This is a genomic window from Chondromyces crocatus, assembly GCF_001189295.1.
Taxonomy (GTDB): domain Bacteria; phylum Myxococcota_A; class Polyangia; order Polyangiales; family Polyangiaceae; genus Chondromyces; species Chondromyces crocatus.
The window spans coordinates 8,506,557-8,531,060 of the sequence record NZ_CP012159.1 but is presented as its reverse complement, the minus strand read 5'-3'; the positions used below and the strand labels follow the sequence as shown (position 1 = coordinate 8,531,060).

The 24,504-nt window shown below is 67.8% G+C and carries 18 protein-coding genes and 1 tRNA gene; 10 read left to right on the top strand and 9 right to left on the bottom strand.

The features are described from left to right. Positions 1-9 precede the first annotated feature (9 nt). Positions 10-1,425 carry a sigma 54-interacting transcriptional regulator gene (locus tag CMC5_RS30700; RefSeq protein WP_050433726.1) on the bottom strand — a complete coding sequence of 472 codons (1,416 nt, stop codon included), beginning with the start codon at positions 1,423-1,425 and terminating at the stop codon, positions 10-12. Positions 1,426-1,578: 153 nt separating this feature from the next. Next, positions 1,579-2,415, bottom strand: a complete 837-nt coding sequence (locus tag CMC5_RS30695; protein WP_050433725.1) for a hypothetical protein — start codon at positions 2,413-2,415, stop codon at positions 1,579-1,581. 532 nt (positions 2,416-2,947) lie between these two features. Between CMC5_RS30695 and CMC5_RS30690 the strand changes: the two genes are divergently transcribed. The 3 genes from CMC5_RS30690 to CMC5_RS30680 all read left to right on the top strand — a co-directional run bounded on the left by CMC5_RS30690 (position 2,948) and on the right by CMC5_RS30680 (position 4,921). Next, positions 2,948-3,487: a hypothetical protein gene (locus tag CMC5_RS30690; RefSeq protein ID WP_050433724.1), complete on the top strand. Its 540-nt coding sequence runs from the start codon at positions 2,948-2,950 to the stop codon at positions 3,485-3,487. A 150-nt stretch (positions 3,488-3,637) separates the two neighbouring features. Continuing rightward, entirely contained in the window at positions 3,638-3,934 is a 297-nt protein-coding gene (locus tag CMC5_RS30685) for a hypothetical protein (RefSeq protein WP_050433723.1), read from the top strand. 396 nt (positions 3,935-4,330) lie between these two features. Next, positions 4,331-4,921, top strand: a complete 591-nt coding sequence (locus CMC5_RS30680; RefSeq protein WP_063796377.1) for a hypothetical protein — start codon at positions 4,331-4,333, stop codon at positions 4,919-4,921. A 135-nt stretch (positions 4,922-5,056) separates the two neighbouring features. On the opposite strand, the gene CMC5_RS45175 is transcribed toward CMC5_RS30680, so the two are convergent. The 7 genes from CMC5_RS45175 to pepN form a co-directional block, all read right to left on the bottom strand. Continuing rightward, positions 5,057-5,476 (bottom strand): DUF2247 family protein, encoded by a 420-nt coding sequence (locus tag CMC5_RS45175; protein WP_156338979.1) that lies wholly within the window; start codon positions 5,474-5,476, stop codon positions 5,057-5,059. 277 nt (positions 5,477-5,753) lie between these two features. Then, positions 5,754-5,826, bottom strand: a tRNA-Arg gene (locus tag CMC5_RS30670). Positions 5,827-5,894: 68 nt separating this feature from the next. Further along, positions 5,895-7,559, bottom strand: coding sequence for a choice-of-anchor Q domain-containing protein (locus CMC5_RS30665; RefSeq protein ID WP_050433720.1), 1,665 nt, complete (start codon positions 7,557-7,559; stop codon positions 5,895-5,897). Between the two features lie 67 nt (positions 7,560-7,626). Further along, positions 7,627-8,130, bottom strand: coding sequence for a GNAT family N-acetyltransferase (locus CMC5_RS30660; protein WP_245677849.1), 504 nt, complete (start codon positions 8,128-8,130; stop codon positions 7,627-7,629). Positions 8,131-8,324: 194 nt separating this feature from the next. Next, positions 8,325-9,029, bottom strand: a complete 705-nt coding sequence (locus CMC5_RS30655) for a class I SAM-dependent methyltransferase (RefSeq protein ID WP_050433719.1) — start codon at positions 9,027-9,029, stop codon at positions 8,325-8,327. Positions 9,030-9,043: 14 nt separating this feature from the next. Beyond that, on the bottom strand, positions 9,044-9,937 hold the full coding sequence (locus CMC5_RS30650; RefSeq protein WP_156338978.1) for a CheR family methyltransferase: 894 nt from the start codon (positions 9,935-9,937) through the stop codon (positions 9,044-9,046). A gap of 101 nt (positions 9,938-10,038) precedes the next feature. Further along, the gene (gene pepN / locus CMC5_RS30645; protein ID WP_050433717.1) at positions 10,039-12,645 is read right to left on the bottom strand and encodes an aminopeptidase N; all 2,607 of its coding nucleotides are present in this window, start codon (positions 12,643-12,645) and stop codon (positions 10,039-10,041) included. Between the two features lie 404 nt (positions 12,646-13,049). Here pepN and CMC5_RS30640 point away from each other — a divergent pair, with 404 nt between their 5' ends. From CMC5_RS30640 to CMC5_RS46675, 7 genes are all read left to right on the top strand, one after another. Next, complete coding sequence (locus CMC5_RS30640) at positions 13,050-13,853, top strand: DUF5995 family protein (protein WP_063796376.1); 804 nt, start codon at positions 13,050-13,052, stop codon at positions 13,851-13,853. Positions 13,854-13,928: 75 nt separating this feature from the next. Continuing rightward, positions 13,929-16,097, top strand: coding sequence for a glycogen debranching protein GlgX (glgX, locus tag CMC5_RS30635; RefSeq protein ID WP_050433716.1), 2,169 nt, complete (start codon positions 13,929-13,931; stop codon positions 16,095-16,097). A gap of 91 nt (positions 16,098-16,188) precedes the next feature. Beyond that, positions 16,189-19,281 carry a malto-oligosyltrehalose synthase gene (gene treY / locus CMC5_RS30630; protein ID WP_050436224.1) on the top strand — a complete coding sequence of 1,031 codons (3,093 nt, stop codon included), beginning with the start codon at positions 16,189-16,191 and terminating at the stop codon, positions 19,279-19,281. Beyond that, positions 19,278-21,119, top strand: coding sequence for a malto-oligosyltrehalose trehalohydrolase (gene treZ, locus CMC5_RS30625; protein WP_050433715.1), 1,842 nt, complete (start codon positions 19,278-19,280; stop codon positions 21,117-21,119). The genes treY and treZ overlap by 4 nt, the downstream gene beginning before the upstream one ends. Continuing rightward, positions 21,116-22,342: a phospholipase D-like domain-containing protein gene (locus CMC5_RS30620; protein WP_050433714.1), complete on the top strand. Its 1,227-nt coding sequence runs from the start codon at positions 21,116-21,118 to the stop codon at positions 22,340-22,342. The genes treZ and CMC5_RS30620 overlap by 4 nt, the downstream gene beginning before the upstream one ends. Continuing rightward, the gene (locus tag CMC5_RS30615) at positions 22,339-23,169 is read left to right on the top strand and encodes an endonuclease/exonuclease/phosphatase family protein (RefSeq protein WP_050433713.1); all 831 of its coding nucleotides are present in this window, start codon (positions 22,339-22,341) and stop codon (positions 23,167-23,169) included. The genes CMC5_RS30620 and CMC5_RS30615 overlap by 4 nt, the downstream gene beginning before the upstream one ends. A gap of 156 nt (positions 23,170-23,325) precedes the next feature. Next, complete coding sequence (locus CMC5_RS46675) at positions 23,326-24,501, top strand: WD40/YVTN/BNR-like repeat-containing protein (protein ID WP_179955487.1); 1,176 nt, start codon at positions 23,326-23,328, stop codon at positions 24,499-24,501. Positions 24,502-24,504: the final 3 nt, after the last annotated feature.

Below are 24,504 nucleotides of genomic sequence, written 5' to 3'. Positions count from 1 at the left end.
GGGCGTGCTTCATCTCGCGCGCATGCCGTGCCTGTCCAGCAGGCGATGGACGAGCTGACGTGAGACACCCATGGCCTCCGCCGCGCGGGAGATGTTGCCCTCGTACTGTCTGAGCTTTGCCGCCACGTAGTTCCGTTCGAGTTCCTCCAGGACCACCTCCCGTGCCTCGGGCAGCGACAAATCGAGGAGCCGGCCCAGGCGCTCGGCCTCGGGATCGGTGGTGCCCAAGGCCGTCGGGGCGGCGGTGTCGCCCTTCGGGGAAGGGGCAGACGCTTCGAAGGGGTGCGTGTTGGTGAGAGACAGCCCGGGGCCGAGCAGCTCCGGCAGCAGTTCGGGGAAGAGGATCAGCCGCGCCACGGCGTTCCGGAGCTCCCGCACGTTCCCTGGCCAGTCGTAGGCCTGGAGCAACGGCATCGCATGCGGCGGCAAGTCCGCCAGGGTGCACGGAGGGGCGCGGGTAGCGAGAAAGCGCTCGACGAGCTGAGGGATGTCGTCCTTTCGTTCGCGAAGCGACGGCACGTGCAGCTCGATGACGGCGAGCCGGTAGTACAGATCCTGTCGGAACGAGCCCTCGAGCGCCCGGGTCCGGAGGTTCCTGTGCGTGGCTGCGACGATGCGGGCGTCGAAGGACTGCCATTCGTTCGTGCCCAGGCGTCGCGTCTGCCGCGTCTCGATGGCGCGGAGGAGCTTCGGCTGCACGTCGAGGGGTAGTTCTCCGATCTCGTCGATGAAAAGGGTGCCTCCATGCGCGCGCTCGAGCAGGCCAGGCTTCGCCGTGGCAGCGCCCGTGAACGCGCCACGGCCGTGCCCGAAGAGTTCGCCCTCGATGAGGCTCGGCGCGATCGCACCGCAGTCGACGACCACGAAGGGCCCTCCACGGCGCCGGCTTTGCTCGTGGATGGCCTTGGTCAGGATCTCCTTTCCCGTGCCTGACTCGCCGAGCAAGAGGAGCGTCTCGTCGGTCGGCGCGGCGCGCTCGAGCTTCGCGAAGAGGACGCGCATCGACAGGCTCTGTCCAAGGGCCTCCCCGAAGGAGACGCTGGTCGACAGGGGGAGCACGGAGCCTACCCCGAGAGGCTGCACCATGACCTCGGAGGCGCCCAAGGTGACCGGGACCGTGGGAGGGAGCCACGCCTCGAGAACGGGGACACCCCGGATCAGCGTGCCGTTCTTGCTGCCCAGGTCGCGCAGCAGCACGCCTCGTTCGGTGAGTCGGAGTTCACAGTGGCGGCGAGAGACGCGTGGGTCGGGGACGACGAGATCGCACTCTGGGCTCGAACCGAGGACCAGAGGTGTCATCTCGAGCGGTGCCTCGATGATACGGCGGTCCGGCAAGGTGACGGTGACGCCGATGTGCGGCAGTCGGAGGGCACTTCCTTGATCGATGCTCGTCAGCGTCAGCGAGACGGCATGCTCCGGAGACATGACGCATGGTAGACGCGCGGCTCGCGAGCCTGTCAACAGGCCTCGGGACGAACTGTCACGCGGGCATGACAGGGAGCGTCATGCTCGCGTGACAATGTTTCGCGTATGGACCAGGGTCGGTTTCGCGGCGCTGCGAGAGCTGGGCTGGCCGTCTCAGCCAGGTATGGGCACCCAGGCCGCGGCGGAATGCCGGAAGGTCGCCGAGGAGTTGCCTGCGTTGGTGATCCTGGACTCCGTGGTATCGCCCGTGTCGTAGTAATCGTTGTAGATCACATAATTGTCCTCTGGTGACTCCTCGAGATCCCACGTGAACTGTACGGAGAGACCGAGTCTGACGGTGAACGTGACCTTGTCGTCGGCTCCGGTATCTCCAGCGAGGCATGCGCCGTGGCTGTGATAAGATCCTGAGTTGTCGTTCCAGGTCGAGGACTGCGTGATGGATTGGCTCCTCGGATAGGTGGTGTTGTTGGTCCACGGCGAGGTGACGTTGTGAAACTGGTTGTCCCAGCTATCCAGCGGATTCGACCAGATGCCGGCTGGGCCCTCCCAGCCGGCCAGTGTGCAGGATGTGGTGCCTTTGCGATCCCAATCCAGCGCCTCGACATTCACCTGGAGACTCGATGAGTGCCGCGGGGTGAGGTCTTCGCGACCCTGCTTCAGTGCGAGCTGCTGGTGGTTCTCCATCAAGATCTCCGGAGCCGCCTCCCCGATCTGCGCCGTCGCCAGGAAGATCTCCAGTGGCGTTGCTCGCTCGTAGCGGAGCATGCTCGTCACGAACGGCGCCTCCTTCATGCTGGCGATTTCCGCGACGCCGACTCTGCCATCGCCCGTGTCCACGAAGACGATGCGTCTCGTGGCGCTGAGTTGCACCTCGGCGATGACTTTGTCCGATGCTTCTGCAGAGCCCTCGGGACCGCCGTAGCAGCCAGCGGTCGAGGCGATGGCGATGACGGTCAGGAGACTCGCGATGGGATGAGCACGATTCTGCATGGTCTTTTCTCCTCTGCGTGGGGCTGCATCACTCGTCCACACGACTGCGCCCCGTGCGCGCATGGCTGCGCCACGGTCGTGGTTGCGGCTGCGCCACAGGTCACGTCCGTCGTGCGTCCTCCGCGCGATGGCGTCGCTCTGGGCAAGTCCGGTGCCTACGTTCCGACGATGTCGAAGCTCCGACGGCAATGGTTCACGATGAGACCATCGGAGCGTTGAACGTCCACGGTGCGGCGATCCGGGGAGCCGAGAGGAGCTGTCGCAACTGCATGACGGAGAGCGTCACGCTTCCATGACACTGTTGCGAAGCCATTCCGCGTCGCGGTCCTCGTGACGGCAAACTCGGCCTCTGGGTCATGCGCCAGCTTTCAGCGCGATCGGTACGGGGGATGCAGATGCATTCAATGGGACGTCCGAGGTGCCGTTGAGCGCATTGAACGACGACGTCGATTCATGGCGCCGAGACGACGCATGTGCCTGTGCCGAGAGGGCCATGGCGTGTCCACCTGAGCCCCGTCCTTCAGGAGAGTTCATGTTTTCAGCGCGAAAGTCGTGGCATTTCCTGGTGACGGCGGCACTGTTCCCGACCTTGGGAGTGGGCGCGGGGCTGGGTTTTGGCGTGCTTCTCACGGCGAAGATCGCCGAACTCGAGCCGCACCAGGCCCTGACGAGGCTCGCTCCCGATCGGGTGTACATCGGAATGGAGTGCCGTCACAGCCACCGTGCGCTTGCAGCGCTGGACGCTGCACCCGGGACCCGTCCCGTGGTCGTCATCCCCGTCGACGTCGAAGCATCCCCGGAGCGCGATCAGATGTGCCGTGGTGCTGTCGCGCTACTGAAGCGCAACGGGAGTGCATGGTGGGGCGTGCTCCCCGAAGCGTACGTGTGTACGCGGATCGCGGAAGGGGCTCAAGCGTGGGTGCAAGAGCGTATCGGTGACGAGTTCCGGGTGCCTGCATGGGTCGTTCGCGGTGAGCTCGGGGTTCCTGGCGTCTCCGAAGAAACCCTCGCTCTCCTGCGGAGCGAAGGGCTTCTGGCCGCAGGCATGAGCGAGGCCACCCGCACGCCCTGAGGCCCCTCGACGGTGCGAGCTTCGTCCGCCGGGACGACGAGCGAGGCTCGGGGCGCCCTTCGACATGCGCCATGAAGCGCGTGGACACCGACGCTGTGACAGAGATTCTGCTCTCCAGAACATGGAACGTCACTCGAGGAGAAAACCATCATGACCACGACCAAGAAGAAGGTGTTCGGTTTCGTCTCTGGCCTGGCGCTGGCTGCGTCGGTGTTCGTCGGCTCGTTTCTGACGTCGACTTCGGCGCTTGCGCTCAGCCCGTGCCCAGCAATCCCCTCCTATGGTTATTTCAATCCAGGGATGGCTGGTATGAAGTGCGTCGATGGTGACTGCGCGGTCCGCTATGCGTGCCAGATTGGCCCCGGCACCCAGATCGCCCACTTGACCTGTGCCGAATGGGGCACGACGTGCCTGATGGGAGCGCAATGCACGGTCGAGTGCCCGTGAGCCGTTGCGAGGCTCGAGCGCGTGAAGGGCCTCCCGCCTCATCACCCGGCAGGAACTTCCGTTCTTTGTCCCGGTGAGGGGGGAGCACCATGGGGTCGGGGCTGAAGGCCTGCATCACCTCGGCGAGCGAGGCGACGACCTCGTCTCCGGAGGCGCTCGAGGGGGGCTTCGTCGCTGACATCGAGCGGCTTCGTGTGTGTGGCTTCAGCGACCAGAAGGCACTTCTGCGCGAACGCCCTCCACCTTCCCACACCTGTACGGCCTGGTTGCTGCAAGCGCCCGTGCTGGTGCTCGGGGCAGGTGACGCGCTCACCACGAACGACCTACGATCTCGCCGCACGTCGCGATGGCTTTCAGCCTGGAGATCCCACGATGTTCTTCAACACCACTTCTTCAATGTCTGCAGCGCTCCTGTTCGTGCTCCTGGCCGCCTGCGGCTCCAGCGACGGCGGTGATGGTGGCGGGGCTCCCGCGTCCGGTGGAGGTGGCGCTGGGGGTAGCGGCCACGGGGGGGATGGTGGCAGCGGTGGCCGTGGCGACGCCGAGGATCTCGACATGAAAGCCGCCGACTTCGACTGCATCCTCACCTGGGACAAGGTGCGCAAATTTCGTGTCTCCAATCGCCTCGGTCGCCAGGAGGAGGCCCTCGCCGTCGCCAACTCCTCGACCGGCGGCGTCTACCCCGTGGGGACCATCCTCCAGCTCGTCCCCACCGAGGCCATGGTGAAGCGTCGCGCGGGCTTCGATGCGACGACGCGCGACTGGGAGTTCTTCTCGCTCGATGTGAGCGCATCCGGCACCACCATCCTGGCCCGTGGCGCAGCAGAGACGGTGAACGCATTCGGCGGCAACTGCTTCAATTGCCACACGCTGGCCGAGCCACAGTGGGATCTCGTCTGCGAAGACGACCACGGCTGCGACCCCATCCCGCTCAGCGCCGAGCAGATCCAGGAGATCCAGGACGGCGACCCTCGCTGTACGCCCTGATGGGGCGGCCGTCACTCACGTCCTCGATCCCGTGAAGCTCGCCGATCGCGAGGGGAGAGCTGCTCTGCTCGACGAGCTGGTCGGGGTGCTGCGCCGTCTCCTCAGCCCCGAGAGAAAGCCATGGACTGAACCGCCTCAACCTCGAAGCGCTGCGGTCTTCGCCTCGACCCAGGCTTCATGCGCCTCGATGTAGCGACGGCAGGTGGCTTCGGTGTCATCGTCGGTCGGCATCATCGAATTGCCGCGACCCTGAACGAGGTGCGGACTGTCGGGAGGGAAATCGAACCCTTGCCAGAAGTCCGTCAGGGAGAGCTGCGCTTGAACCGGGGCTTCAGAAAGCTCCGCGATGGTCTCTTGCAGAAGTATGAGCCGCAATTTGCGGCGTTCCTTGATTGGATTGGACGGCTCATTCCCAGAAAGCTTCCGGACAATCCTCCATACCTCTTGAGTGTAGCTGCTAGAAGCGACTGCGAATTCAATGGCTCCCTCTGGTGGCGGCATCGAATCGGTGAGTCGTTCGGTCGCGAAGGCCATCACGTCGTCGAGGCCGGGCATCGGCGATCGAGAGAGGAGTCGCGTGGAGCCATGGGAGCTGAGGCCCGCTCTGCTTCAGCCTTCGCAACGCGGAGGCGCCGGGAGCATCCCGTACCACAGGACCGCGAGCGGTAGCTCAATGGCGTCGAAGGGTGCAGCTCGAAGGGCGCGGGAGACTGAAGCGGCCGGTGGCACCGGGCTTGCGATGCGTCCGAGCGTGGACGCGTCACCCCAACAGCTGGCCGGGCACCTGTCCAGGGCCGGAGGAGTAGCTCTCACAACCTCTCGGAATCACAGGCACCCCCGGCAAGAATTGAACTTGCGACCTTCGGTTTAGGAAACCGCTGCTCTATCCACTGAGCTACGGGGGCAGGGGGCGCGCAGACTTTCACGCCATCGCGTCCAGGTCAACACCTCGCGTCGTTTCCGGCGTCCACACTCACGGCTCGTGGGCTCCCAGCGCGCATGAGGCCGTGTTGCGCGGGTTGCCTCGCTGGTCGGTCGGCGGGCAGCTCGTCCCTGCGCCCAGCACCGGACTTCCTTCTGCGGGAACCATCGTCGGGGCCAGGCCGCCGTGGTCGCCCAGGGGCCCGAGCATCGGATCGGCGCGCGTGATCCCGGCCACGCAGTCCATGTCGTCCTGGATCCCATTGGGCCACTGCACGTTGTTCTCCCCGCTGCCCGGCGGGTTGTTGTAGGCGGCCCCGGTGCAGTTCAGCGGCGTGTACTCGTTATCTGCCTCGTTGCTCACGATCGTGTTGCGCAGCGTCACGCTGCTGACCCGGGCGATGCCGGAGGCGAACTGCGCCTGATTCCCGGCGACCGTGCAGTTGAGCAGCGTCCCCGTCGTGTTGTCGCCGATCGTCAGGCCTCCACCGATCCCGCGCTGGGTGAAGTCCTCGCGCGGCCAGGTGAAGTTCCCCGCCAGCGTCACGTTCGTCAGATCGGCCACGGCAGGCGCGGGCCCATGCCCCAGGATCCAGAGCCCCGCGCTCGATCGTGCGGCGTTCCGGGACACCGTCGTCGCCGTCATGGTCACCCGGGTCCCCTGAATGTAGAGGCCACCGGCACCGCTTGGCAGATCGTCGGTCCGGTCGAGGGCCCGGTTGCCGTCGAAGTGCGAGCGATCGATGACGGTGGGCTCGGTCTCGTAACCGGTCCTGAACAGCGCTCCCCCGAAGGCCCCACTCGTGTTTTCTTGCACGAGCGTGCCACAGATCGTCAGCATCCGCCCCCGTCCATCCATCACGAGCGCGCCGCCGTTTCCCCCGCGGCCCGCCTGCTGACCGTTGCCGTCGACGTAGTTCGCGCCCGCGCCGGTCGCCGTGTTGTTCACGAACGTGCTGTTCACGATGGTGAGCGCGGTCCCCAGCGCGCCGATGGCGCCGCCATTCGCGCCGCGGTTGTTCACGAACGTGCTTCCCACCACGATCGTCTCGCCAAGGCCGATCCCGTAGATCGCTCCACCCGCCACGTCGGGGCCTTCGAGCGCGCATGCATTGCCGTCGAACACGCTGTCGATGACCACCACCGTCCCACCGAGGTGATAGATCGCGCCCCCTCCGCCGTCGGTGTCGGTCCCGAGCGGGACGCTCGTGCCGCTGGCCTTCCCGCCTGTGAACGTCAGCCGCTGCACGGTGAGCGTGGGGGTCGTGGCTTCGTAGTTGCCCGTATCGAGCTCGAAGATCCGACTTTCCCCACCCCCATCGAGGGTCACCCGACCACCCCCATCGATCACCGTGTCTTGCTGGATCGACTTGGCAGAGCGGATGGGGATCGTCACTGGCTGGGGACCGCAGTCGAAGACGATGACGCTCCCCGAGGCCAGCGCCGCATCGAGTGCGGCTTCCGTGCAGCTCGCAGGGGTGCCATTGCCCACCACCGCGGAGGGCTGGCTCACGTCGACAGGAGCGACGGGCGCGTCGCAGATCGGATCGGGTGGGGGAGGGGGAGGCACATCGCTTCCGCCGGTCCCGGGGCCCGCGCCTGCACCCGTGCCGCCTGCTCCACCGGAGCCGTTGCTGGAGGAGCCGCCCTCGTCACCGCCACATGCAGCGATGGCGGCGACCGCGAGGAGTGGAAAGACAAGGTGCGAAGCGCGCATGGACGACCTCCAGGCGGCCGTGCGGCCGCGCGATGGAGCCTACCAGAGGCGCTTCCAGGCTGGCCGGTCAGAGCGCCCGGCGGTACCGCATCTCGGGGAGCTGGGCATCGCCGACCCGCGTGGGCCGGTGAGCGCCATCGGGCAGGAACCCGTTGATCTCGTAGAACCGCCGTGCCCGGGTGTTGCCTGTGAGGACCCACAGCGTCGCCGTGTCGAACCCTCGACGCGCCAGGGCGTGCAGCACCCCGTCGAGCAGCTCACTACCGAGGCCTCGACCCCACGCCGGCGGGACGAGATAGAGGGTGTAGATCTCGCCGACCTGCGCTCCATCGTCGTCGTCGCGGCTCGGCCCTGCGCTGGAGAAGCCGATGATCATGCTGTCGTTGGCGATCACCCAGGTGTGGGTGCCGCTCTCGTCTGCGCTCAGGATGCGGCGCCAGCTTGCCGCCTGGGTGGACACGGAGAGCCGGTTCAGCACGGCGGCGGGTATCAACCCCAGGTAGGACGCCTGCCAGCTATCGACATGCGCGCGCGCGATGGCGACGGCATCCCGCTGGCTGGCTCGACGCATCGTGATTCGGCTGATCTGGTTGGGGGGCATGATGACCGCTGGTGCGAGGCTCGGCTCAGATCCCATCCCCAGGAGCGCCTGCAGGACACCATCCCCGCTGCGCCTTCTGAGCCCCCTCGGCTGCGGTCAGTATGACGGGCGATGAGGCAGGCAGCACCCGCCGCCTGCGCCGATCGTGCGATCCTGTGCCCCGCTCAGTCGCCCTCAGCCGCCCCTGACGATGCACGGGGTTCGCTCGCCGACATGGACGCAGGGTTGACCGCCTGGGCCGTCACGAGGCGCGTGCGACGCCCCGAGCCGAGCGTCAGGTGCTGACCCCACGAGGTCTGGTGAGGCGCGTCGCCTTCCAGCAGCCGGTGCTCCAGCAGCGTGAAACCGGCTGCGAGGTAGGCAGGACGCAGCTCGGACTCGATCCTCTCCTCGGAGAGAGGAGGGAGGCCGAGGCGTTCTGCATAAGGGCGGTCGTCGAGGACACTCTGGTTCAGCAACAGGAGCAGCTCGGCCCCGGGACGCGCGACGCGCCGGAGGCCAGCGAGCACCACGGGATCCGGCAGCACCAGGGCGGAGAAGAGCGAGGACCAGGGGTAATTGATGGAGATGAGGTCAGCGAGACCCGTGAGCTCCTCGGGCAGCGCCTGAGCGGACGCCACGACGAACAGCGCATTCGGGCGACCCCCACGCGCTGGTTTGCGCGATGCTCGGTGGGACACCTCACGCATGCGCTCGCCGACCGCGTCGAGGCCGATGCACAGCGTCTCCGGGTGGGCGCTCGCCCAGCGGTACACGAAGCGGCCATCCCCCGTGCCCACGTCGACGAGGACGCGGCTGTGCCCCTCCAGCCGGGCGAGCAGCTCGTCCCGGGCGATGTCGAGCTGGTTCTTTCCGATCTGCGTCCGCATGCTCGTGATCGGCCTCAGGCGACGCGCGGCTTGCGCAGCGCGGAGGGCTGCACCGGGGTGAGCTGATGCTGGAGGCCGCTGAGCGTCTCGGCGTGCCCCACGAGCAGCAGGCCTCCAGGGCGGAGGAGGCGTGTCAGCTCGTCGAGCAGCCGCTGCCGCACCTGCGGGTCGAAGTAGATCATCACGTTCCGGCAGAGGATGACATCGAAGGGCGCCATGATGGGGAAGGGCGGTGCCGCGAGGTTCAGGCGCGCGAACGAGACCCGCTCACGGAGCCGCTGGGAGACCTCGAACCGCGTCGAGGAGGTCCCGTCGTCGGTCGGCACCGGGATGAAGTACTTCGCGCGGAGCCGCTCGGACACGGGCGTGAGCTGCTGCTGCGAGTACCGCCCCTGGATCGCGGTGCGAAGCGCGCTCGTCGACAGGTCGGTCGCCAGCACCCGGTAGTCCACCTCGGTGTTCGCGACGGCCTCGCTCAGGACCATGGCGGTGCTGTACGCCTCCTCTCCGCTCGCCGTCGCCGCGCACCACACCCGCATGCGCTGCTGCCCGCGCGACAGGCGCCGCGCTGCCTCGCTGGCGAGGAGTGTGAAGTGCTCCGCGTCCCGGTAGAACCCCGTGAACGTCGTGCAGAGCGCGTCGAGGAAGCGGATCATCTCCACGCCCGACGGGTCCTCGCGGAGCCGGGCGAGGTAGGCGGCAGGCTCGTCGAGCCCCAGCTCACCCATGCGTCCAGCGATGCGCGTGGCGACCAGGGTCTCCTTGCCGTCGCGGATCTGGATGCCGGAGCGAGCCGCGGCCAGATCGCGGAACGCACGAAACAACGAGGGAGGGAGCGAGGAGAACTGGGGCTCGCGGCTCCCTCTCTCTGCGCTGGTTCGGGCGCGCGTTCGGTCCAGCTCGATCATCAGGGGGTCGGTCGTCTCGTCGCGTGACGTCCGCGGGGCCAGCACGGCCGGCCCCCGGCTGACCTACTGTGCATCGAAAGGCGGGCGCCTTCCAACCACGATCAGGCGTGCCCTTCGCGCGACCGTGAGGCGGACGACAGCCGTCCCGCGGCGTGGGCGCGGCAGGCGATGGAGCGAGCGAGATCGTCGTTGGCTTCGCGGAGCATCCGCTCCAGCATCGGCTGAGACCCGCCGAGCGAGTCGAGGAGCGCTTGTGACCGCTCGAGGACCGCGGGGCTCGTCTCCCAGGCCGGGAACAGATGGTTGAAGTACGCGCGTGCGAGCTCGGGCGGGCGTGACGTGAAGGTGCCCACCACCCGTTCGAAGAAGGCCCCCTGGTATGGGTCGAGCACCTCCTGCTGGAAAGACCAGGCGAAGCCGGCCATGGCCGCCGTGGTGAGGTGCAGTGAGCCGTACCCTTCGGCGTGGAACTTCTCCCAGGCCGCCGCCTTGGTCGCGGCATCGGGCCGCGCCGTCTCGGCACGTAGCGCGGCGCGTTGACCTCGATCCGACGGGTCGCGGCGGCGCTCCTCGGCGAGCCGCTCCTCGGCCCCCGGCATCCCGCGAGCGATCCACTTGATCGCCACGGTCCACCGCATGTCCTGATCGATGGCCACGCCTTCGATCCCGAGCGCCCCGTCACACAGGCCAGCGGCGAGCAAAAGATCCTTCGGCCCGTAGGCGGCGTTCACCAGCGCGCGTGCCCACGTCAGCCGCGCGTCCCCTGGCGGCGCCGTCCCCACGCTGCGGAGCGCCACCTCGCAGAGTGCCGACGAGGCTCCTGCGCGCTCCGGCTCGGGGACGTAGCGGGTCAGGCAGAGCGCCGCATGGCCGAGAGCGGCCTCCGTCAGCTCCAGGTCGGACTCGAGCGGTAGCTTCTCGCCCAGCAGCGCGAGGTAATCGAGGGACGAGAGCTGCCGATCGCGCACCATGCTCCAGAGCGACGCCCCGAGGAGCTGCCGGAGCAGCGGATCGCGCACCCGCTCCAGGTGCGCCCGCACGTACGCGAGCGACCGCGGATCCAGCGCCACCTGAGCGAACGTGAGGTCTTTGTGGTTCGGGAAGACCAGCGCCGGAGCGGGTCGACCCACGGCGGCGGGGACCTCCGCCTCTGCGCCGTCGATGAACGCGGGGAGCGCCTCGAGCGTGAGCGCGTCGCCATCGTCCCAGCCGAGCACGACGTCGATGCGATGCGGCCTGAGCGTCGGGTGCTCCGCAGGCGCCTCTTGCCGTAGACGAAGTGCGGCGATCCGCTCCCCTTCCTGCGTCACTTCCGCCGTCACCTCCGCGCGCAGCGTGTTCAGCGCGGGACGCTCCAGCCATAGATGCGCCCATTCCGTCAGCGAGCGACCGCCGACGGGGACGGCAATCGCGTCCAGGAAATCACGCAGCGTCGCATTCCCATATTCGTGCCGACGGAAGTAGCGCCGCATTCCGTCGCGGAATGCATCGAGGCCAATGGCAGCCACGAGCTGCTGCATGGCTGCCGCGCCCTTGCCGTAAGTGATACCGTCGAAGTTCAGGAACGTGTGATCGGTGTCGGGCACCTCGCCGGCCACGGGGTGGGTCGTGCAGAGCTGATCCTGACGATACGCCCACCCCTTGATCCCATTGAAGGACGTCCACGCACCAGGCCCGAAGCGGGTGGCGTGCTCCATCGCCAGATACGACATGTACGTCGCGAAGCTCTCGTTGAGCCAGAGATCGTTCCACCACCGCATCGTGACCAGATCGCCGAACCACATGTGGGCCATCTCATGAAGGATCACCTCGGCCCGGGAGAGACGCTGATGCTCGGTGGGCGGGTCGCGGAAGATCATCCGCTCGCTGAAGGTCACCGCCCCGACATTCTCCATCGCGCCCGCGTTGTATTCGGGCACGAACATCTGGTCGTATTTCTTGAAGGGGTAGGGGTAATCGAAGAACGCGGGATAGAAATCGAATCCCTGCTTCGTGATCGTGAAGATCTCGTCCGCGTCGAGGTGGCGCGCGAGCGACCGTCGGCAGAAGACCCCGAGCGGGATGCCGCGGTGCTCGTCGCGGACTGCATGGTACGGCCCCGCGACCAGCGCGAAGAGGTAGGTGCTGAAGCGGAGCGTCTCGTGGAAGTGGACGGTCACCCGTCCGGACCCTACTGGCTCGGACCGGGCGATGGATGCATTGCTGATCACCTCCCAGCCGTCCGGAGCCGTCACCGAGAGGCGGTACGTCGCCTTGAGGTCGGGCTGGTCGAAGCAAGGAAACAGGCGGTGTGCGCTGAACGGCTCGAAGTCGGTGAAGAGGTACGTCTCGCCATCTTCCGGATCGACGAACCGATGGAAGCCATCGCCTGTGTGATCGAACTCGTTTTCATAGATCACCCGCACCGTCGATTCAGGCGCGAGCCTATGGCCAGGCAAGAGCAGCCTGCAGTCCGCCCAGACTGGTTCTACCTCGATGCCGTTGATCTCCAATCGGTGGATACGGTGGCCTCGGAAGTCGAGGAACGTGTCGTTTATTCCTGTGACGCGAAATTGCACGGTGGCCTCGCCTCGATAGGTCGAGGCTCCGCGCTCGATGTCGAACGTCAGCGTGTAGCGGACGTCGTCGATCCGCGCCGCGCGTTCCTCCGCGTGCTCCCGGCCCAGCGTGTCCTTGTGAGGCACCGGCGTCGTTTGCTCCTCCGTCATGGAGCGCAGCCTAGGCCGACCTTGCACAAGGCGGCCAGCCAGTTCCGGCGATGTGATCCATCGGGGCGGCGACGGGCGCCCAGGGCAGGGTGCGCGCAGTCGGGGCGTCACGGAATTGCCGCTTCTGGAGAGATCTGCGGAGGAACGGCGGCTGCAAGAGGCTGCCATCGTGGACCGCGGGCAAGTCGCCGCGCCCGCGCACTTGGTGAGGAAGCACTCTGGCGTGAACGCGGCCTAGACGTCGCTACAGCGCACTCGGGGACCTCCTTACGAAGTCTCAGCCGACGCCCCGACGTGGCCAGCTAGAGGAAACCGGACTCCAAAATCCAAGCTGGGTCATCAGTCGGGCGAGGCAGGATATCCAGGCGATTCGTCGCTGTTCGAAGGACTCGGAGGTAGCAGTCATGAAGCTCGAAGGGAGCAGGATCGATGGGCAGCCCAGGAACGCCGAAGAGGCTCTCCGCGCACTGGATGCTGTCGCGGACCTGCTGCGAAACGAAGGGGATCCTCGCGCAGCGTTCCCGGACGTGTACGCGATCATCACCCGGCGTGTCGCCCAGGAGGTGAGCCGCCCCGACGGTGGGGTGTTCCTGGAGCCCGAGTGGATCTCTCGCCTCGCTGGTCGCTTCTGCGAGGTCTATGTGGACACGGTGCGCCGCAGCTTCGTGGAGGAAGCGCAGACGTGCGAGGCATGGCGGCTCGCCCACCACTTCGGTCCTCGCGGCGCAAGCCTGCCGGTGCAGGAAGCGATGCTCGGTCTGAGCGCGCACATCAACTATGACCTCGCCATCGGCATCCACGACACCATCGTGGAGTTCGGGCATGCCCGCGACGCGCGCATGCTGTCCCGTTACAAGCACGATCACGACCAGGTCAACGAGCTGCTCCGCGAGGCCGTATACGAGACGCTGGAGCTGCTCATCGAGCGCCACCGCTGCGCGGTTACCGAGGTCGTTTACCAGAGGGCGAAGACTGCGGCCAGGTGGTTCGCCATGGCGGTGCTCCGTCAGTGGCGCGCGCAGGTCTGGAGCACCGTGCTCGCGATGCTGAGCGCCGACGATGTCTCCGAGAAGCAGAAGATCATCGACTCCATGGGCCAGCGTGCCGCGTGGATCGCCCGCGCCATGGTCTTGCCGAGCGCCGCCTACCTCGCGGGCAAGCCGCTCTTCGAGGGCGCCCGCGCGCGAATCAACGCGCTGGCGGCCTGAACGCCCGTCGTTTTCTCTCGACACGCAGCGACGTTCCCGCAAGAACGGGCATCGGAGAGTCCGCCTCCCCCCCTTATGCGCGCGCGTGTCTGGCCTGGTACACATCATTCCCTCGGCGCTACCTATGACGGCGCAGGGGTGAACTTCGCCCTCTACACGGAGAGCGCGAACAGGGTTGAACTCTGCCTCTTCGATGCTCCAGACGCCGAAAGGGAGCGCGAGAGAATCGTGCTCCCGGAGCGTACCGCCCACGTTGCTCACGGCTACGTGCCAGGGCTCCGGCCGGGACAGCTCTACGGCTACCGCGTCCACGGCCCTTACGAGCCTGCCGCCGGTTTGCGCTTCAACCCGAACAAGCTCCTCGTCGACCCGTACGCCTACGCCGTCGCGAACGAGCCTGACTGGCGGGCACCGCTCTTCGGTTACGACCGCGAGGCGGGTCCAGAGGACGACTCCCTCCCGTGCGGCCTCGACAGCGCTCTGGGCGCACCGAAGTGCGTGGTCGTCGACCACGCGTTCGACTGGCGAGGGGATCGCCCCCCGAGGACGCCATGGGAAGACACCGTCATCTACGAGATGCACGTCAAGAGCTTCACCATGCGCCACCCTGGCGTCCCCGAGCCCTTGCGCGGCACCTACGCGGGGCTCGCCTCCGAGGCCGCGATCGACCACCTGCGCCGCCTCGGCGTGACCGCCGTCGAGCTCTTGCCGATCCACGAGATGGTCACCGAGCGCGACCTGTGGGCGCGCGGGCTCGAGAACCACTGGGGCTACAACACCCTCTCGTTCTTCGCGCCCGCCGGGCGCTACGCCTCGAGCGGTCGCCGCGGCGAACAGATCACCGAGTTCAAGAACATGGTGCGCGCCCTCCACGCGGCGGGCATCGAGGTGATCCTCGACGTCGTCTACAACCACACCGCCGAGGGCTCCCACCTCGGCCCCACCCTTTCCCTGCGTGGCATCGACAACCGCACCTACTACCGCCTCGATCCCCGCTCTCCGCGCCTCTACCGAGACTTCACCGGCTGCGGCAACAGCCTCAACACCCGGCACCCCCAGGTCCTCCAGCTCGTGCTGGACAGCCTGCGGTACTGGGTGACGGAGATGCACGTCGACGGCTTCCGCTTCGACCTCGCGTCGACCCTCGCCCGGGGCTGGTACTGGGTGAAGCGGCTGGGCTCCTTCCTCAACATCATCCATCAGGATCCGGTGCTTTCCCGGACCAAGCTCATCGCCGAGCCCTGGGATCTCGGCGACGGGGGCTATCAAGTCGGCAACTTCCCGGTGCGCTGGGCTGAGTGGAACGACCGTTACCGCAACGCCATTCGCCGCTTCTGGAAGGGGGACGAGCACGTCGCCGCCGAGATCGGTTACCGGCTCACCGGCTCCAGTGACCTCTTCGAGCTGAGCGGCCGGAGACCCCAGGCCAGCATCAACTTCGTTACCGCGCACGACGGCTTCAGCCTCCACGATCTCGTCTCGTACGCCCGCAAGCACAACGAGGCGAACGGCGAAGAGAACCGCGACGGCAGCGACCACAACGAGAGCGAGAACCATGGCGTCGAGGGCGAGACCGACGACCCCGCCATCGTGGAGCTGCGCGAGCGGCAGAAGCGCAACCTCTTCACTACGCTGCTCGTCTCCCAGGGCGTCCCCATGCTCCTCTCCGGAGACGAGCTGGGCCACACCCAGCGCGGCAACAACAACGCCTATTGCCAGGACAACGAGCTCACCTGGCTCGACTGGGACCTCGATGCGAGGCGCCAGGCGCTGCTGGACTTCACCACCCGCCTCATCGCCTTCCGGAGAGACCAGCCCGTCCTCCGCCGACGCCGCTTCTTCTCCGGCGGCTACATCCACGGGAGCGGCCTGCGCGACATTGTCTGGTTCAGGCCCGATGGCCAGGAGATGTCCTCGGACGACTGGCAGAAACCCGACGCGCACGCGCTCGGCATCCTGCTCGGGGGTGACGCCATCCCGGACTGCGGTCCTCAGGGCGAGCGCATCCTCGGAGACACGCTGCTCCTCCTCGTCAACGCCGACGATCGGCCGCTCGATTTCGTGCTGCCGGACATCGAATGGGGGGAGCGCTGGGCGCTCGTGGTCGACACCGCCAGCGCGCAGCCGCCGGAGGCCGGCCGCCCTCCCGAGCTGGCGACCAAGATTCACCGGCTGATCGGACGCTCGATGGCCATCTTGAGGCTCCTCGAGCAACCCGGAGGACGAGAACGACCACCGCGCTGAGCGCACTCAGACGAACGAGGATGGAAGGCCTATGCAAGAGCCGTGGGGAGGAGAGTTCGGGGATGGAAATGCAGGGCCTCAGGACGCAGGCGTGTTCGATTTCGCGGAGGCGACCGAGGCCGAAGACCTCCTCGAGAAGGTCGCGGCCGAGCTTCGGGCCGACGTCCCGCGCGCCACGTACCGGGTGCAGCTGAACGCCGGCTTCACCTTCGCAGACGCTCGGCTGTGGACGACGTACCTCGCCGATCTCGGTGTGAGCCACCTCTACTCCTCGCCGTTCTTCAAGGCGAAGCCAGGCAGCAGCCACGGCTACGACCTGACCGATCACAACGCGCTCAACCCGGAGATCGGCACCCGCGAAGAGTTCGATGCCCTCTCGGCCGCCCTCCGGGAGAAGGGCATGGGCCTCGTGCTCGACTTCGTGCCCAATCACATGGGCGTCGGGGCCACGGAGAACGCCTGGTGGGCCGACGTGCTGGAGAACGGCCCAAGCTCTCTCTACGCGCCCTACTTCGACATCGACTGGTACCCCGTGAAGGCCGAACTGCGGAACAAGGTGCTCCTACCCGTCCTCGGCGACCACTACGGCCACCTCCTCGAGCGGGGTGAGCTGCGCATCGTGCTCGACGGCGGCGCCTTCTCCCTCCGCTACTTCGAGCACTCCTTCCCGATCAACCCCCGCACATACACCATGATCCTGGAGCCGCTGGTCCCCGAGCTCTCCAGCGCTCTCGGTGAGGAGCACGACGCGGTCCTGGAACTCCAGAGCATCCTCACCGGCCTTCGCAACCTCCCCCTTCGCACCGAGACCCAACGCTCCCGGGTGATCGAGCGCCGCCGCGAGAAGGAGATCTTGAAGCGACGGCTCGCAGCCCTCGTCGCGGACGCCCCCGTCGTGGCGCGTGCCCTCGATGAGGCCATCACCCGGCTGAACGGCACCCCTTCCGACGCGCGCTCGTTCGATGCCCTCGACCGGATGCTGGAGGAGCAAGCTTACCGCCTGAGCTACTGGCGGACGGCGGCCGAGGAGATCAACTACCGCCGCTTCTTCGACATCAACGACCTCGCCGCCATCCGCATGGAGAACCCCGCCGTGTTCTCTGCGGCGCACCGCCTCATCCAGGAGTTGTTCGTCTCGGGCCAGCTCTCCGGCCTTCGAATCGATCACCCCGACGGCCTCTGGGACCCGAGCGGCTACTTCAGCGCTCTCCAGCGCAGCTACTTCCTCTCACGCTGCCAGGGCGCCGCCAGCCCGGAGCGCTCAGCAGCCTCCCTCATGGAGCGCATCGCCGGCAGCTATGGCGGCCGCGTCGCGGCGGAGCCTCGCGCCCGCTTGAGCCGCTCCCTCTACCTCGTGGTCGAGAAGATCCTCTCCCGCGGCGAGACCCTGCCCGACGACTGGGCCGTGCATGGCACAAGCGGCTACGAGTTCGGGCGCGCCGTCGGCGCCCTCTTCGTCGACGCGTCTAGTGAAGCGGCGATGACCACCACCTACGAGAAGTTCATCGACGAGCAGCACGACTTCGACGACCTCGTCTACGAGAAGAAGCAGCTCATCCTCAACTCCTCCCTCGCCAGCGAGCTGAACGTTCTCGCGCACGCGCTGAACCGCATCACCGAGCGCGACCGACATTTCCGCGATTTCACACTGGGCTCCCTCACCGACGCCCTGCGCGAGGTCATCGCCAGCTTCCCCATCTACCGCACGTACATCAACGAGCGCACCGTCACCCTCTCCGACCACGACCGCGTGGCCATCCACCGCGCCATCGGCGTCGCCCGTCGGAGAAACCCGACGATGGAAGGCTCCGTCTTCTCCTTCATCCGCGCCGTTCTCACGCTGAGCCTCCCTGAAGGCACCCCCAGCGAAGACCTCCCGCTCTGGCGCGAGTTCGTCATGAAGTTCCAGCAGCTCAGCGGCCCGGTCATGGCCAAGGGCCTCGAGGACACCGCCTTCTACATCTACAACCGCCTCGTCTCCCTCAACGAGGTCGGCGGCGAACCCGAGCGCTACGGCCTGAGCATCTCCGCTTTCCACCGCGAGAACGCTACCCGCCACCACGCCTGGCCGAACGGCCTGCTCGGCACCTCCACCCACGACACCAAGCGGAGCGAGGACGTCCGCGCCCGCATCAGCGTCCTCAGCGAGCTCCCTGGCGCCTGGTCTGACACCCTCGGCCGCATCGCCGCCGCACTTCCGGGCCCGCGCGCCGACATCGACGGCCGTCCTGCCCCCGACCCCAACGACGAGTACCTCCTCTACCAGACCCTGATCGGCAGCCTCCCGCTCCGCGAGCTGCTCGACCCGGCAGGCTCCTGCCTGCCTACGGGAGAAGCTCTCGCGACCTACGTCGAGCGCATCGTCGCCTACATGCGCAAGGCCACCAAGGAGGCCAAGGTGAACACCTCCTGGATCCAGCCCAACGCCGACTACGACGCTGCCGTCGAAGCGTTCATCCGCCAGCTCCTCACCCCCACACCTGCCCTCGAAGCGCTCCTGCCCATCGCCCGCGTCACCGCTTACCACGGCATGTGGGGCGCCCTGTCCCAGGCCCTCCTCAAGCTCACCTCCCCAGGCGTCCCCGACCTCTACCAGGGCACCGAACTCTGGGACGACAGCCTCGTCGATCCCGACAACCGTCGCCCCGTGGACTTCCAGGTCCGCGCCACCGCGCTCGCCGAGATCCGGTCACGCGCTGCAGAAGGCGCAGCACTCGCCCTGGATCTGTTCGAGCGCGCCGCCGACGGCACGATCAAGCTCCTCGTCACGCACCGTGCTCTCGACGCCCGCCGCCGAGCACCGCAGCTCTTCGGCGCCGAGGGCGAGTACCACCCCCTCATGGCCACTGGTGACCATCACGACCACGCGGTGGCCTTCGCCCGCCGCGCAGGCGACGCCGAGATCATCGTCGTCGCCGCTCGTCTCACCGCCAAGCTCATGGACGGCCGCTGTGAACCTCCCCTCGGAGACGTCTGGCGCGGCACCGCCATCCCAGCCTCCTCGGGGACCATCTACACCGACCTGTTCACCGGCACCGAAGTCCGCGCCGTGGACGACCCGACCCCCACCTCGAACGACACCAGGAAGGACGCGCACCCCGGCGCCTCCTTGCCGCTCGACTACGTCTTTCGTCACCTCCCCGTCGCGCTGCTTGCACGGGGCTTGCCCCGAGGAGACCGATGACCACCGCCCTGCGCACAGGAGCCTGGCTGGAGGCCGACGGCGCCCACTTCTGCATCTGGGCGCCCGAGCACTCCCGTATCGACGTCGTCCTCTTCGCCGATGACGCCGAGACCATCACCCGCGAGGTCGCCATGACCCCGGTCGACTCCACCGGCGGACAGGGCTACTTCGAAGCCCGCATCCCAGACCTAGCTCCTGGCGCCCTCTACAAGCTCCGCGTCGACGGTGAAGGCCCCTTCCCCGATCCCTGCTCGCGCGCCCAGCCGAAAGGCGTGCACGGCCCCTCCGCCCTCTGGAACCCCACCTTCCCGTGGACCGATCACGCCTGGAAGGGCAAGCCCATCGAGGACCTCGTCATCCACGAAGTCCACGTCGGCGCCGCGACCCCCGACGGCACCTTCGATGCCCTCATCGAGCGCCTCCCCGACCTCCGCGCCCTCGGCGTCACCGCCCTCGAACTCATGCCCGTCGCCAGCTTTCCTGGCCGCTTCGGCTGGGGCTACGACGGCGTCGATCTCTTCGCCCCGGCCGAGATCTATGGCGGCCCCGACGGCCTCCGCCGCCTGATCGACGCCGCGCACCGCGAAGGCCTCGCCGTGCTCATCGACTGCGTTTACAACCACCTCGGCCCGGACGGGAACTACCTCCGCGCCTTCTCCACTCACTACTTCACCCACAAGCACCAGACCCCCTGGGGCGACGCCGTCAACCTCGACGACGAAGGCGCCCCCGCCGTGCGCGCCTTCTTCCTCGCCAACGTCGCGATGTGGATCCGCGACTACCACGCCGATGGCCTCCGCCTCGACGCCACCCACGCCCTCCTCGACGACTCCCCCGTCCACCTCCTCCAGGAGATTGCCGTCCACGCCCGCGAAGCCGCCGGCGATCGCGCCGTCGTCGTCATCGCCGAGGACGACCGCAACGACGCCCGCCTCATCACCCCTGCCTCCCAGGGCGGCTACGGCCTCGACGCCGTCTGGGCCGACGACTTCCACCACACCCTTCGCGCCGCCTTCGCTGGTGATCGCGACGGCTACTACACCGACTACGCCGGCACCGCCGAAGAGATCGCCGCCGCCCTCCGCCACGGCTGGCTCTACGAAGGCCAGCTCTCCCGCTACCACAACGCCCCCCGCGGCACCCCTGCCGACGGCGTCGCCCCCCCGCACTTCATCCACTGCATCCAGAACCACGACCAGATCGGCAACCGCGCCACCGGCGACCGCCTCGGCGCGCGCGTCACCTCTGCCGTGCACCGGGCCATGAGCGCGCTCCTCCTGCTCAGCCCTTACACCCCCATGCTCTTCATGGGCCAGGAGTGGAACGCCTCCACCCCCTTCCAGTACTTCACCGACCACGAACCCGAGCTGGGCCGCAAGGTCACCGAAGGCCGCCGCAAAGAGTTCGCGCGCTTCACCTCCTTCGCCGCCGACGAGATCCCCGACCCCCAGGATCCCAAGACCTTCCAGCGCTCCAAGCTCGCCTGGAACGAGCGCGCACACCCCCCGCACGCCGGCACCCTCGCCTGGTATCAGGCCCTGCTCGCCCTGCGCGCCACCCACCCGGCCCTCGCCCACCGCGCCCGGGGCAGCTTCCTCGCCGACCCCGTGGGCGTCGACGCCGTCCGCCTGGAGCGCCGTGTCCCGGGCGGCGTGGCCTTGCTCTTGCTGGTGAGCTTGCGCGGCCCCATCGACATCGACCTCAACGGGCAAAACCCGCGCATCCTCGCCTACAGCGAGGACCTGCGCTTCGGCGGCACCCATCCAGCATCGCCGCTCGTCGCTGGACGGGCCCAGCTCCCTGGACCTGCCGCCCTCATCCTGGAGATCCCTGTATGATCCTCGACCCCTCCTCGGTGACCCCGGAGGTGCCTCGAACCACCCCGGTCCCCCTGGAGGTGCTCGACGACACCCCCCTCCCGGTGCCCATCCGCACCGCCGAGCACCGCCTCCGCCTCCTCGCTGGCATGGAGTGCACCCTCGGCGCCATCCAGGCCGACGCCCGCCGCGCTCGTCGACGCTTGCTGGTCGAGACCTACATCTACCGCGACGACAAGCTCGGACGCGCCTTTGCCGACCTCATGGCCCAGGCCGCCCAGCGCGGCGTCGATGTCCGCTTGCTCTATGACCCCCTCGGCTCCCAGGAGACCGACGCCAGCTTCTTCGACGAACTCCGCCACCGCGGCATCGACGCCCGCGCCTACCGCCCCACCCCCCTCCTCCTCGGCCGCGGCACCTTGTTTCCTCGAGACCACAGCCGCGTCATCGTCGCCGACGACCACGCTTATACTGGCGGTGCCGCCTGGGGCGACGAATGGCTCCCCCGCCACCTCGGCGGCGAAGGCTGGCACGACGTCTGTATGCAGCTCGAAGGCCCTTGCGTGAACGACTTCGTCCACCTGTTCGAGATGCGCTGGCGCGAGGCCAACGGCGACAACGAAGAACCCCAGGACTACTCCTGCGGCGGAAAGTACCGCGACCTGGAACTCCTCGCCGACGCTCCGGGCCAGGACGATCTCGTCTACGAGCGCTACCTCGACGCCATCCACCGCGCCCGCCACCGCGTCTGGATGTGCAACGCCTACTTCTACCCGCCTGCCGACATGCGCCACGCCCTCTTCGACGCTGCCGCTCGCGGCGTCGACGTCCAGGTGATCTCCACCGGCACCACCGACCTCCCCATCATCCGCCGCGCCGCCTGGGCCGACTACGCCTACTGGCTCAACCACGGCCTCCGCATCTTCGAGTACGCAAGCGGCACCCTCCACGCCAAGTACGCCCTCTTCGACGACGACCTCTGCACCATCGGGACCCTCAACGCCAACCCCACCAGCATGCGCCTCGCCAACGAGGTCAACGTCTTCATCCGCGACCCCGCCTTCATCCGCGAAGTCGCCGCCCTCTTCGAGCGCGACCGCACCCGCTGCGACGAAGTCACCCAGGCCCGCGCCCGCTCTCGCCCCATCCGCCAGCGCTTCCTCGACCACCTCGCCTGCGACGCCCTCCGCCTCGTCGACATCCTCTGCGGCCCACCCGCCCGGCAAACCAAGCTCCCGGGATGACCCGCGATTTCAGCGCGCCCCCGGACCCGCACCCCGACGACCTCCTCGTCCTCACCCAGAACCTCTGGGGCGGCGCCGCTGCCTGGCCCGAGCGCCGCAATCTCCTCGCCCGCGCCCTCGACCACCTCCGCCCCGACGTCATCGGCCTCCAGGAAGTCCGCGCCCCCGCCGAAGGCCACCACGAAACCAGCCAGGCCCACGAACTCGCCGCCCTCGTCGGCGGCTACACCGCCCACTTCGCCCACGCCCGCCCCCTCGGCCCAGCCTCCTGCGAAGGCATCGCCCTCCTCTGCGCCCGTGACGTCGACGAGCACGCCGTCGAAGCCCTCAGCCTCGACCCCCACGACCACCTCGAAGCCGGCAACCGTCGCGTCGTCCTCTGCAGCCGCGTCGAGCACCAGGGCCACCGCGTCGACGTCTTCGTCACCCACCTCTCCCTCTCCGCCCGCGCCCGCGCCCGCACCCTCCAGGAGCTCGGCGCCTTCGTCCGCGCCGAGCGCACCCGTTCCCGCAGCACCGGCGCCATCCTCCTCGGCGACTTCAACGCCCCGCCCCACGAAGAGACCATCTGTGCCCTCGAACGCGAAACCCACGGCGCCTGGATCGACACCTGGAAGGCCACCCACGGCCCCCTCGCCCGCGGCGGCACCTGGCCCGCCATCCTCCCCTTCCGCCGCATCGACTACGTCTTCTGTCAGCCCGCCACCGCCTGGACCGTCGCCGCCTGCCACCGCCTCCCCTTCGCCGGCTCCGACCACCTCGGCGTCCTCACCCGCCTCCGCTTCGCCGAAGATTCATTGAGCCCCGTCACGACGCGAAGCCATTGAATGCGAATTCGATCCTCCACCGGATTGGAGGCACGGCCCTAATCCCACCATCCTTGACGGTGCCTCCTCCCGCGACAGGGCCTTGTCCCGCCATCCTTGACAGTGCCTTGCGAATGACCTTGCATGCGCATCCTTAACAAGACGAAGGGGAATGGTATGTCACGTCGACTTCGCTTCACCGTACTGGCCTGCAGCGCCCTCCTTTGGGGCTGCAATGACGACGCAGCTTCGCAATCCAGCACCACGACCAGCTCCTCCTCGTCGAGCGGCGGAGGTGGGAGCGGTGCAGGCGGCGATGGCGGTGCTGGCGGTGCTGGCGGCGTGAGCGCTGCGGGTGGTGCTGGGGGCACGGGCGGTGAAGGAGGCGCAGGTGGCGCAGGCGGTGCCGGGGGCACAGGCGGCGCAGGCGGTGCCGGGGGCACGGGCGGCGCGGGCGGCGATGCTGGCGCGGGTGGTGCTGGTGGCGATGGCGGCGCTGGTGGTGGTTCGAGCGCCAGCTGGACGGTGGTGACGCCGCCCGTGCTGTTCGGCAACAACCCGCTGACCGCCCTCTGGGGCACCTCCGCGCAGAACGTCTGGGCAGCCGGCTTCGACGGGAAGATCCTTCGCTACGACGGCGCGATCTGGGCGGTCGTCCCCTCCAGCGTCCCGACCAATCAAGGTCGCCACATCAACACGATCTGGGGCAGCTCGGCGAGTGACGTCTGGGCAGGCGGTTATTCGAGCACGCTCACCCACTTCGACGGCACCACGTGGAGCCTCTCGACCTCACCGCCCGTCGCCCTGTTCGGCCTCTGGGGAACCTCGGCGAGCAACGTGTGGGTCGTGGGCGGCTGGGACGTCAATGGCAGGATGTCGCATTTCAACGGCAGCACCTGGTCGACGGTCACCACCTATCCGAACTCGCTCCAGAGCATCTGGGGGAGCGCGGCCAACGACGTCTGGGCCGTGGGTCTCAGTGGCTTCATGCTCCATCACGACGGCCAGTCCTGGTCCACGGTCCCCTCCGGGACGAGCGCGCACCTCTGGACGATCTGGGGCGCCTCGGCGACCAACGTCTGGGCCGCCGGCGCGGGCACCATCCGCCATTTCAACGGAAGCGTATGGGCGGAGGCCCATGACACCCAGGGGGCCGCGGTCGTCGCCATCTGGGGCAGCTCGGCGTCGAACGTCTTCGCGGTCGGCAACAATGGCAGGATCTTCCATTTCGACGGCGTGAGCTGGTCCGCGATGTCCTCGCCGACGATTGCCCATCTCCGCGCGATCTGGGGCAGCTCCGCCAATGACGTCTGGGCCGTCGGCGACGGGGGCACCATCCTTCACTACCACTGAGAC

Excerpts from the sequence above, each read along its gene's own strand:
- CMC5_RS30700 (WP_050433726.1), bottom strand. The coding sequence starts at position 1,425 with ATGTCTCCGGAGCATGCCGTCTCGCTGACGCTGACGAGCATCGATCAA.
- CMC5_RS30695 (WP_050433725.1), bottom strand. The coding sequence starts at position 2,415 with ATGCAGAATCGTGCTCATCCCATCGCGAGTCTCCTGACCGTCATCGCC.
- CMC5_RS30690 (WP_050433724.1), top strand. The coding sequence starts at position 2,948 with ATGTTTTCAGCGCGAAAGTCGTGGCATTTCCTGGTGACGGCGGCACTG.
- CMC5_RS30685 (WP_050433723.1), top strand. The coding sequence starts at position 3,638 with ATGACCACGACCAAGAAGAAGGTGTTCGGTTTCGTCTCTGGCCTGGCG.
- CMC5_RS30680 (WP_063796377.1), top strand. The coding sequence starts at position 4,331 with ATGTCTGCAGCGCTCCTGTTCGTGCTCCTGGCCGCCTGCGGCTCCAGC.
- CMC5_RS45175 (WP_156338979.1), bottom strand. The coding sequence starts at position 5,476 with ATGCCCGGCCTCGACGACGTGATGGCCTTCGCGACCGAACGACTCACC.
- CMC5_RS30665 (WP_050433720.1), bottom strand. The coding sequence starts at position 7,559 with ATGCGCGCTTCGCACCTTGTCTTTCCACTCCTCGCGGTCGCCGCCATC.
- CMC5_RS30660 (WP_245677849.1), bottom strand. The coding sequence starts at position 8,130 with ATGCGTCGAGCCAGCCAGCGGGATGCCGTCGCCATCGCGCGCGCGCAT.
- CMC5_RS30655 (WP_050433719.1), bottom strand. The coding sequence starts at position 9,029 with ATGCGGACGCAGATCGGAAAGAACCAGCTCGACATCGCCCGGGACGAG.
- CMC5_RS30650 (WP_156338978.1), bottom strand. The coding sequence starts at position 9,937 with ATGATCGAGCTGGACCGAACGCGCGCCCGAACCAGCGCAGAGAGAGGG.
- pepN (WP_050433717.1), bottom strand. The coding sequence starts at position 12,645 with ATGACGGAGGAGCAAACGACGCCGGTGCCTCACAAGGACACGCTGGGC.
- CMC5_RS30640 (WP_063796376.1), top strand. The coding sequence starts at position 13,050 with ATGAAGCTCGAAGGGAGCAGGATCGATGGGCAGCCCAGGAACGCCGAA.
- glgX (WP_050433716.1), top strand. The coding sequence starts at position 13,929 with ATGCGCGCGCGTGTCTGGCCTGGTACACATCATTCCCTCGGCGCTACC.
- treZ (WP_050433715.1), top strand. The coding sequence starts at position 19,278 with ATGACCACCGCCCTGCGCACAGGAGCCTGGCTGGAGGCCGACGGCGCC.
- CMC5_RS30620 (WP_050433714.1), top strand. The coding sequence starts at position 21,116 with ATGATCCTCGACCCCTCCTCGGTGACCCCGGAGGTGCCTCGAACCACC.
- CMC5_RS30615 (WP_050433713.1), top strand. The coding sequence starts at position 22,339 with ATGACCCGCGATTTCAGCGCGCCCCCGGACCCGCACCCCGACGACCTC.
- CMC5_RS46675 (WP_179955487.1), top strand. The coding sequence starts at position 23,326 with ATGTCACGTCGACTTCGCTTCACCGTACTGGCCTGCAGCGCCCTCCTT.